The organism is Cryptosporangium sp. NPDC051539 (assembly GCF_044454545.1).
GTDB lineage: Bacteria > Actinomycetota > Actinomycetes > Mycobacteriales > Cryptosporangiaceae > Cryptosporangium.
On the sequence record NZ_JBITDV010000031.1, the window covers coordinates 1 to 9,490 of the forward strand.

Here is a 9,490-nt window from a genome sequence, read left to right on the forward strand (position 1 = left end):
ACCTCATCAAACGCCGACGCGAACACCGGAAAACGCTCGTACAAACCCCCACCCATACCGACCCGCTGACCACCCTGACCCCCAAAACCCACCACGACCCGACCCGCACCAGCCACACCCCGCGCCGCCACCGACCCGAGCCCCCCAGCCCCAGCCCCAGCCCCAGCCCCAGCCCCAGCCCCAGCCCCGGCCCCGGCCACCCACACCGCCCGATACGGCAACGCCGCCCGCGACAACGCCAGCCCCGCACCGGCCGTCGCCGCCGGAACCTCTCCCCACCAAGCAGCCACCTGCTCGACCTGCGCGTCGAGCGCCGCAGCCGACTTGGCCGACACCACCACCGGGATCGGCCCGGCCGTCTCCACCGGAGGCTCGCTCGACGGTGGCCCCTGCTCCAGGATCACGTGCGCGTTCGTCCCGGAGATGCCGAACGACGACACGCCCGCCCGCCGGGGGCGCCCGGCGGCGTCCCACGGCCGTGCCTCGGCCAGCAGCGACACGGCGCCCTCGGCCCAATCGACCTGCGCGGACGGCGCGTCCACGTGCAGCGTCGACGGCAGCACCCCGTGATGCATCGCCTGCACCATCTTGATCACACCCGCGACCCCCGCCGCGGCCTGCGCGTGCCCGATGTTCGACTTCACCGACCCCAGCCACAACGGATCCCCCGACCGCGAAGCACCGTACGTCGCCAGCAACGCCTGCGCCTCGATCGGATCACCCAACGTCGTCCCGGTCCCGTGACCCTCGACCGCATCCACCTCGGACGCCGACAACCCCGCCGACGCCAGCGCCGCACGGATCACCCGCTGCTGCGACGGACCATTCGGCGCCGTCAAACCATTCGACGCACCATCCTGATTCACCGCCGAACCACGCACCACCGCCAACACCCGATGACCGTTCCGCTCCGCGTCCGACAGTCGCTCCACCACCAGCACGCCGACACCCTCACCCCACCCGACACCATCCGCGGCATCAGCAAACGACTTACAACGCCCATCGGCCGACAAACCACCCTGACGGGCAAAACCGATGAACGTATTCGGCGTCGCCATCACCGTCACACCACCGGCCAACGCCAAATCACACTCACCACTACGCAACGCCTGCGCCGCCAAATGCAACGCCACCAACGACGACGAACACGCCGTATCCACCGTCACCGCCGGGCCCTCCAGACCCAGCAGATAAGACACCCGGCCGGACGTCACGCTCCCGGACGAGCCGGTGCCCCAGAACGTCATCGAGTCTTCGGGCAGTGTCACGCTGGTCGCGTAGTCCTGGTACATCTGACCGGCGAAGACACCGGTCCGGCTCCCCCGCAGCGTGGCCGGGTCGATCCGGGAACGCTCCAACGCCTCCCAGGACGTCTCGAGCAGCAACCGCTGCTGCGGATCCATCGCCAGCGCCTCACGCGGCGAGATCCCGAAGAAGTCCGCGTCGAACGCGTCCGCGTCGTGCAGGAAACCACCGCGGCGCGTGTACGACGTGCCGGCGTGGTTCGGGTCCGGGTCGTAGAGCGCGTCGAGGTCCCAGCCGCGGTTGGCGGGGAACGCCGAGATCGCGTCGCCGCCGCCCGCGACCAGGTCCCACAGGTCCTCCGGCGAGGAAATCCCGCCCGGATACCGGCACGCCATCCCTACGATCACCACCGGATCACCGGCCACCACCACCGGCGACGCGACACTCACCGGCGCCACTGCGCCCCGCACCTTCCCCGCCAGCAAACCCGCCACCGCCGCCGGCGTCGGGAAATCGAACACCAACGTCGCCGGCAACCGCAGCCCCACCGCCTCGGACAGGGCATTACGCAGCTCGACCGCACCGAGCGAGTCGATGCCGAGCTCGCGGAATTCCCGGCCCGGCTCGACGTCGCCCGGTGAGGAGTGGCCGAGTACCGCCGCGGCCCGCGCGCGGACCAGTTCCAGCAGCCGGCGTACCTGCTCGTCGGGGGGCAATTCGGCGAGTTGGTCCAGCAACCGAGGCCCGGACGCCGAGGACGCGGCGGTGGCGGAACGTCGCGCCGGGCGGATCAGCTCGTGCAGCAGGGGCGGCACCGGGGCCTTGGCCCGCAACGCCGACAGGTTGAGCCGCGCCGGCACGATCACCGGCAGCCCGGTCCGCGCCGCGCGCTCGAACAGCGCGAGGCCCTGGGTCCGGGAGAGCGGCGGCATGCCGGACCGGGCCATCCGTCGCAGGTCCACTTCCCGCAGACCGCCGGTCATGCCTGCTTCCAGCTGCCACGGGCCCCAGGCGAGCGCCAGCGCCGGTTGGCCGTGGGCGTGCCGGTACTGGGCGAGCGCGTCGAGGAACGCGTTGCCGGCCGCGTAGTTGGCCTGCCCGGCGGCTCCGAACGTGCCCGCCACCGAGGAGAAGAGGACGAGCGGGACGTCACCGGCGAGTTCGTGCAGGTGCCAGGCGGCGTCGACCTTGGGCCGCAGCACCGCGGCCAGCCGTTCCGGGGTGAGCGTCGCGACGATCCCGTCGTCGAGCGTCCCGGCGGCGTGGATGACCGCGGTCAGCGGATGCGCGGCCGGAATTCCCGCGAGCAGACCGGCGACCGCCTGCCGGTCGGTGACGTCGGCCGCGGCGAGCGTCACCTCCACGCCGTGCGCGATCAGTTCCGCGGCGAGCGGGACGAGGCCCGGCGCGTCCGGGCCTCGACGGCTGGCCAGCAGGACGTGCCGCGCGCCGCGCTCGGCGACCAGGTGCCGGACGAACGTCGCGCCCAGGCCGCCGGCGCCGCCGGTGATCAGGACCGTGCCGTCGGGGTTCCAGTCCGGGTTTTCGCCTCCCTCGGTGGCCTCGGCGCGTACCAGACGGGGGATCCAGGCCGTCCCGGCGCGCACGGCGACCTGTGGCTCGCCGGTCGCCAGGGCGGTGGCCAGCGTGCTCAGGTCCGCCTCCGGACCGGCGTCGGTGTCGACCAGGACGAACCGGCCGGGATGTTCGGTCTGCGCCGTCCGGACCAGTCCCCAGGCCGCCGCCGCGGCCAGGTCGGTGATCGGCTTTCCCGCGACGTCGACGGCGCCCCGGGTGAGGACGACCAGCCGCGACCGGCCGTCCGGATCGCCGTCCAGCCGCCGCTGCACGAATTCCAGCGTCGAGGCGGTCAGCCGGTGGACCTCGTCGACGACGCCGGTTCCGGCGGGGACCAGCCGCACGTAGGCCAGCCCGGCGTTCTCGTCGGCCGCCAAGGGTACCGGGACCGGCACGGCTGCGGGAACCTGTTCGGTCAGCGGGATCCACACGGTCTGGAACAGCGCGCCCGCGCCGGTCGACTCGACCTCGGCGACCTCGCTCATCGGCCGCACCACGAGCCCGGCGGTGATCACCGGAGCTCCGGCCGGGTCGTAGGCGGCCAGCGCGATCGTGTCCGGGCCGGTGCGGTGCAGCCCGACGCGGAGCGTGCCGGCGTCACCGGCGTGCAGGGACACGTCGTGCCAGGAGAACGGCAGCCGGCCGCCGGTGGTGTCGTCCAGCCCGACGAACGTGACCGCGTGCAGGACGGCGTCGAGCAGGGCGGGGTGCAGGCCGTAGCCGGCGGTGCAGTGCGTGTGCTGCTGCGGCAGCGTCACCTCGGCGTAGACGACGCCGTCGGCGTCGCGCCACACGCTGCCGAGCCCTTGGAAGACCGGCCCGTACCGCAGGCCGACCGCGGCCAGGTCGTCGTAGACGCGGGCGGTGTCGAGGGACGTCGCCCCGGGCGGCGGCCAGGCGACCGGGTCGAACCGGGGGGCGGGGGCCGGGGCTCCGTGTCCGGAGAGCGTGCCGGTGGCGTGGCGGACCCAGGGAAAGTCGTCGTCCACGTCGACCGGCCGGGTGTGGATCGAGCAGTCCCGGGCGCCGGTGGCGGGATCGGCCGGCCCGACGTGCACCTGCACGGCGACCGCGCTCCGGTCGTCGAGGACGAGCGGAGCGATCAGCGTGAGTTCGTCGACCCGGGCGCAGCCCACCTGGTCGCCGGCGCGGATCGCCAGCTCCAGGAAGCCGGTGCCGGGGAACAGCACCGACTCGCCGACCCGATGGTCGGTGAGCCACGGGTGAGCGCTCAGCGACAGGCGGCCGGTGAGCAGCGTGCCACCCCCGGCGGCCAGCCCGACCGCCGCGCCGAGAATCGGGTGCCCGGCGGCGCTCAGACCGATGCTCCTGGCGTCGCCGCCGCGCCCACCAGCCGGCCAGTAGTGCTGGTGCTGGAACGCGTAGGTGGGCAGATCCACGTGCCCGGCGGCGGGCAGCGCGGCGTCCCAGTCCACGGCTACGCCGTGCGCGTGCAACCGGGCCGCGGCCTCGATCACGGTGGCCTGCTCGTCCCGGTCGGCACGCATCGTGGGTACCAGCAACGCCTGGTTGCCGTCGCTGTCGGCGAGCGCGGTGAGCACGGCGTCCGGCCCCACCTCGAGCAGCACGGTGACGGCGTCCGCGCGCATCGCGGTCATCGCGTCGGCGAAGCGAACCGGACGGCGGACCTGCTGCACCCAGTACTCCGGGTCGGTGACCGAGCCGTCCACGGTGACCACCGGGACCGCGGGCTCGGAGTAGGTCAGCGTGCGGGCCACGGCCCGGAACTCGTCCAGCATCGGCTCCATCAGCGGCGAGTGGAACGCGTGCGACACCCGCAGCCTGCGCGTGCTCACACCCTGGGCGGTCAGCAGCGCGACGACGTCGGCGACCGCGGTCTCGGCGCCGGCCAGCACCACGGCGTCGGGACCGTTGACCGCTGCGACACAGATCTCGGACGCCCGGCCGGTCAGCAGCGGCGCGACGTGTTCTTCGGAAGCCCGGACGGCCACCATCGCGCCGCCGGCCGGAAGCGCCTGCATGAGCCGGGCCCGGGCCGCGACCAGCGCGCAGGCGTCCTCCAGCGACCAGACCCCGGCGACGTAGGCCGCTATCACCTCGCCGATCGAGTGCCCGGCGACGACGTCCGGGGCCAGGCCCCAGGACGAGAGCAACCGGAACAGAGCGACCTCGACCGCGAACAGCAGCGGCTGCGCCCAGCCGGTCTGGTGCACCAGGTCGGCGTCGGCCAGCACGCTGCGGCAGGGTGCGTCGAGGTGCCGGTCGATCTCGGCGCAGACTTCGTCCATCGCGGCGGCGAAGACCGGGTAGCGCTCGTACAGCTCCCGTCCCATGTCGGCCCGCTGGGCGCCCTGACCGGTGAAGATCATCGCGAGCCGCGACCGGGGCGCCGCGACACCACGGACGAGGTTGACGCCGCCGCCCTGCAGTTGCAACGCCCACAGCCCGGCCACCAGGTCGTCGTGGTCACTGGCCAGGACGACCGCACGGTGCTCGAACGCGGAGCGGGTCGTGGCCAGCGCCCGCGCCAGCGCGACGAGCGCCGGACGGTCCTGCTCCACCTGGGCCAGCAACCGCTCGGACTGCCCGGCCAGCGCGTCGGCGGACTTGGCCGACAACATCACCGGCAGGACACCGGATTCGGCCGGCGGCTCGGCGTCCGGCGCCGGCGTGGGGCCTTGTTCGAGAATGACGTGCGCGTTCGTGCCCGACAGGCCGAACGACGAGATGCCGGTGCGACGCGGACGCCCGCGCTCGCTCCACGGACGGTTCTCGGTGAGCACCGACACGTCGCCCGCCGACCAGTCCACCTGGGACGACGGTGCGTCGACGTGCAGGGTCCCGGGGAGCAGACCGTGCCGCATGGCCTGCACCATCTTGATGATGCCCGCGACACCGGCCGCGGCCTGGGTGTGTCCGAGGTTGGACTTCACCGAGCCCAGCCAGAGTGGTTCCCCGTTCCGGGACGCGCCGTACGTCGCCAGCAGCGCCTGCGCCTCGATCGGGTCGCCGAGCCGGGTACCCGTGCCGTGCCCTTCGACGGCGTCCACGTCGGCGGCCGTGAGCCCGGCCGACGCCAGCGCCTGCCGGATCACCCGGCGCTGCGCCGGGCCGTTGGGGGCGGTGAGCCCGTTGGACGCACCGTCGGAGTTGACGGCCGAGCCGCGCAGCACCGCGAGGATCTGGTGCCCGCGCCGCTCGGCGTCCGAGCGGCGCTCGACGACCAGCACGCCGACGCCCTCCGACCAGGCCGTGCCGTCGGCGGCGTCCGCGTAGGACTTGCAGCGGCCGTCGCCGGCGAGACCACCCTGCAGGCTCATCGCGACGAACCCGCTGGGAGTGGCCATCACGGTGACGCCACCGGCGAGCGCCAGGTCGCACTCGCCCGAGCGCAGTGCCTGCGCCGCCAGGTGCAGCGCGACCAGCGACGACGAACACGCGGTGTCGACGGTGACCGCCGGGCCGTGCACCCCCAGCGTGTACGCCACCCGTCCGGAGGCCATCGACGGGGCGTTCCAGCCGGGCTGGACGTTGCGCTGGGTGAGTTCGGCGTAGTCGTTGGACATCACGCCGGCGAACACGCCGGTCTGGCTGCCCCGCAGGGTGTGCGGGTCGACGCCGGCGCGTTCCAGCGCCTCCCAGGCGACTTCCAGGAGCAGCCGCTGCTGGGCGTCGGTCGACGCGGCCTCGCGCGGCGAGATCTGGAAGAAGCCGGCATCAAAACCGGCCACGTCGTCGAGGAACCCGCCCTGGCCGGGCGTCACCAGCGCGTCGTGGTCCCAGCCGCGGTCGTCGGGGAACGCGGTGATCGCGTCGCCGCCTTCGGCGACGAACTGCCAGAGCGCTTCGGGCGACGCGATCCCGCCCGGATACCGGCAGGCCATGCCGACGATGACGATCGGGTCGTCGCCGGTGCCGACCGTGGTGGTCGCAACGACGGCGTCGTCGGTTTCCCCGGCGACTTCGGTGAGCAGGAACTCGGCGACCCGTTCGGGCGTCGGGTAGTCGAAGACGAGCGTGGCCGGCAGGTGCAGTCCGGTCGCGGTGCCGAGGCGGTTACGCAGTTCGACCGCGGTGAGCGAGTCGACGCCGAGGTCGCGGAACTCCCGGCTCCGCTCGACGCCGTCCGCGGACGGGTGGCCGAGGACGAACGCGGCCTCCCGCCGGACCAGGTCGGTGAGGAGGTCCCGCCGCGCCTCCGGCCCCAACGCGCTCAGCTGCCGGATCAGGTCGCCGTTGCCGCTCCCGGCCGCGATCGTCCGGCGACGGCCGCGAACCAGCGCGCGGAACAGCGGCGCGACGTCGTCGCGGGTCCGCAGCGCGGCCAGGTCGAGCCGGACCGGCACCACCACCGCGAGGTCGGCGCCGAGAGCGACGTCGAAGCGGGCCAGGCCGTCCGCCGCGGAGATCGGTGGCAACCCGGACCGCGCCATGCGCCGCACGTCCACCTCGGTGAGGCCGCCGAGCATCCCGGTCTCCTGCGCCCACGGCCCCCAGGCCAGCGACAGCGCGGGCAGACCGATCGCCCGCCGGTACTCGGCCAACCCGTCGAGGAACGCGTTCGCGGCCGCGTAGTTGGCCTGGCCGGGCGCGCCGAGAGTCCCGGCCAGCGACGAAAACGTGACCAGCGGACGGTCGCCGAGCAGCTCGTGCAGGTGCCACGCGCCGTCGACCTTGGGCCGGAGCACGGCTGCCAGGCGCGGCGGCGTCAGCGAGCCGATCACCCCGTCGTCCAGCACACCCGCCGTGTGCACCGCCGCGTCCACGCGATGGGCCGCCAGCAGCGCGGCGACCGCGTTCCGGTCGGCGACGTCGCACGCGAGGATCGTCACCTCCGCCCCGAGTTCGGTCAGCTCGCGCCGCAGTTCGGCGGCGCCCGGCGCGTCCGGGCCCCGGCGGCTGGTCAGTACGACGGCCCGCACGCCCCGAGCGGTGACCAGGTGCCGGGCGAGTACCGCGCCGAGCCCGCCGGTGCCGCCGGTGACGAGCACGGTTCCGCCGGTGAACCGGTTCGCCGTGTCGCCGTCCGGGGTGAGCGGCGCCTCGGCCCGCACCAGCCGGGGGGCGAACGGGACGCCGTCGCGGACGGCGACCTCGGGCTCCCCGGTGGCCAGGACGAGTTCGCCGCTCGGTTGGTCCGCGAGCACGATACGGCCGGGGTGTTCGGCCTGCGCGGCGCGGACCAGGCCCCACACCGCCGCCTGGACCGGATCGACGCGCTCGTCGGCGACCCGGACGGCGTCGCCGGTCCGGACGACCAGCCGGTCGCCGTCGCGGTCGTCGGCCGCGAGCCACCGTTGCACCGCGTCCAGGACCGCGCCGGTCAGTTCCCGGACCCGCTCCGGGACGGTGGCGGTGTCCGCCGCGCCGGTCGCACAGCGCAGCTCCACCAGCTCGCCGATCGGCGGTCGGCCCGTGCCGTCCCAGACGACCGGGGCCGGCCCTGCGGTCGGCCCCGCGGTCGGCGTGGCCGTGTGCCACCCCACGGTGTAGATCGGTTCGGCGCCGACCAGGTCGGCGTCCCCGGCTCGCACTGCCCGGCCGACCATCGCCGTGACCGAGAGCACCGCGGCGCCGGTGTCGTCCGCGAGCGTCAGGGCCACGGTGTCGGCCGCCGGCCGGGTCAGCAGCACACGCAGCCGCCGCGCCCCGGAGGCGTGCAGCTGGACTCCACGCCAGAGGAACGGGAGCTTCGGACGCCCGTCGCCGTCGCGCTCGTCCGCGTCGAGCAGCGACGCGTGCAGTGCGGCGTCGAACAGCGCCGGGTGCAGACCGAACCCGGCGGGGTCGACTCCGTCGGGCAGCGCGACCTCCGCGTACCAGGCGCCCTCGGTCCGCCACGCGGCACGCAGCCCCTGGAAGGCGGGACCGTAGCCGTAGCCGGCGGAGGCGAAGTCCTCGTAGGCGTCGCCGACGGGCACCGGTTCGGCACCGGGCGGTGGCCATTCACCCAGCCCGGGGCTCTCGTCGACAGCCGCGGACAGAGCCGCCTCGGCGTGCAGGACCCAGGCCGCGTCGGTCGCGTCCGGACGGGTGTAGAAACGCGCGGTCCGCCGGTCGCGGTCGACGACGACACGCAGCTGGGTGTCGCCGGTGACGACGACCGGTTCGGACAGGGTGAGCTCGTCGACGGTCGGGGCATCGATGACGTCGCCGGCCCGGATCGCGAGTTCGACGAGGGCGGTGGCCGGCAGGACGACCCGCCCGGCGACGACGTGATCGGCCAGCCAGGGCTGCGCGGCCGGCGAGAGCTTCCCGGTGAGCACGACGGTGCCGGTCTCGGGAATCTCGACGGCGGCGGCCAGCAGCGGATGGTCGAGCGCACTCAGACCGAGGCCGGCGGGATCGCTGCTCACCGTCCGCGCGGGCCAGAACCGCTGGTGCTGGAACGCGTAGGTGGGCAGGTCGAGCACCGGGGTCCGGGTGCCGAACAGCGCCGTCCAGTCGGCCCGGGCGCCGTTCGCCCAGGCCGTGCCCAGTGCGGTCAGGGCCGCGCGGACCTCGTCGTGGTTCGCCCGCGACACCGGCACGGCGACCGGCAACACCTGCGCGACCGCACCACTCAACGCACCATCCGGACCCACCTCCACGAACACATCAACATCCCCGACCAGCCCAGCCACCGCATCCGCGAAACGCACCGGCTCCCGCACCTGACGCACCCAATACTCCGGATCCGTCCACA

At 74.1% G+C, this 9,490-nt stretch carries 1 protein-coding gene; it reads right to left on the reverse strand.

Annotation, left to right across the window (positions count from 1 at the left end; genetic code table 11):
* Positions 1 to 9,467: SDR family NAD(P)-dependent oxidoreductase (locus ACIBZJ_RS43100; protein WP_395939414.1), on the reverse strand; the 9,467-nt coding region annotated here is incomplete at its 3' end.
* Positions 9,468 to 9,490: the final 23 nt, after the last annotated feature.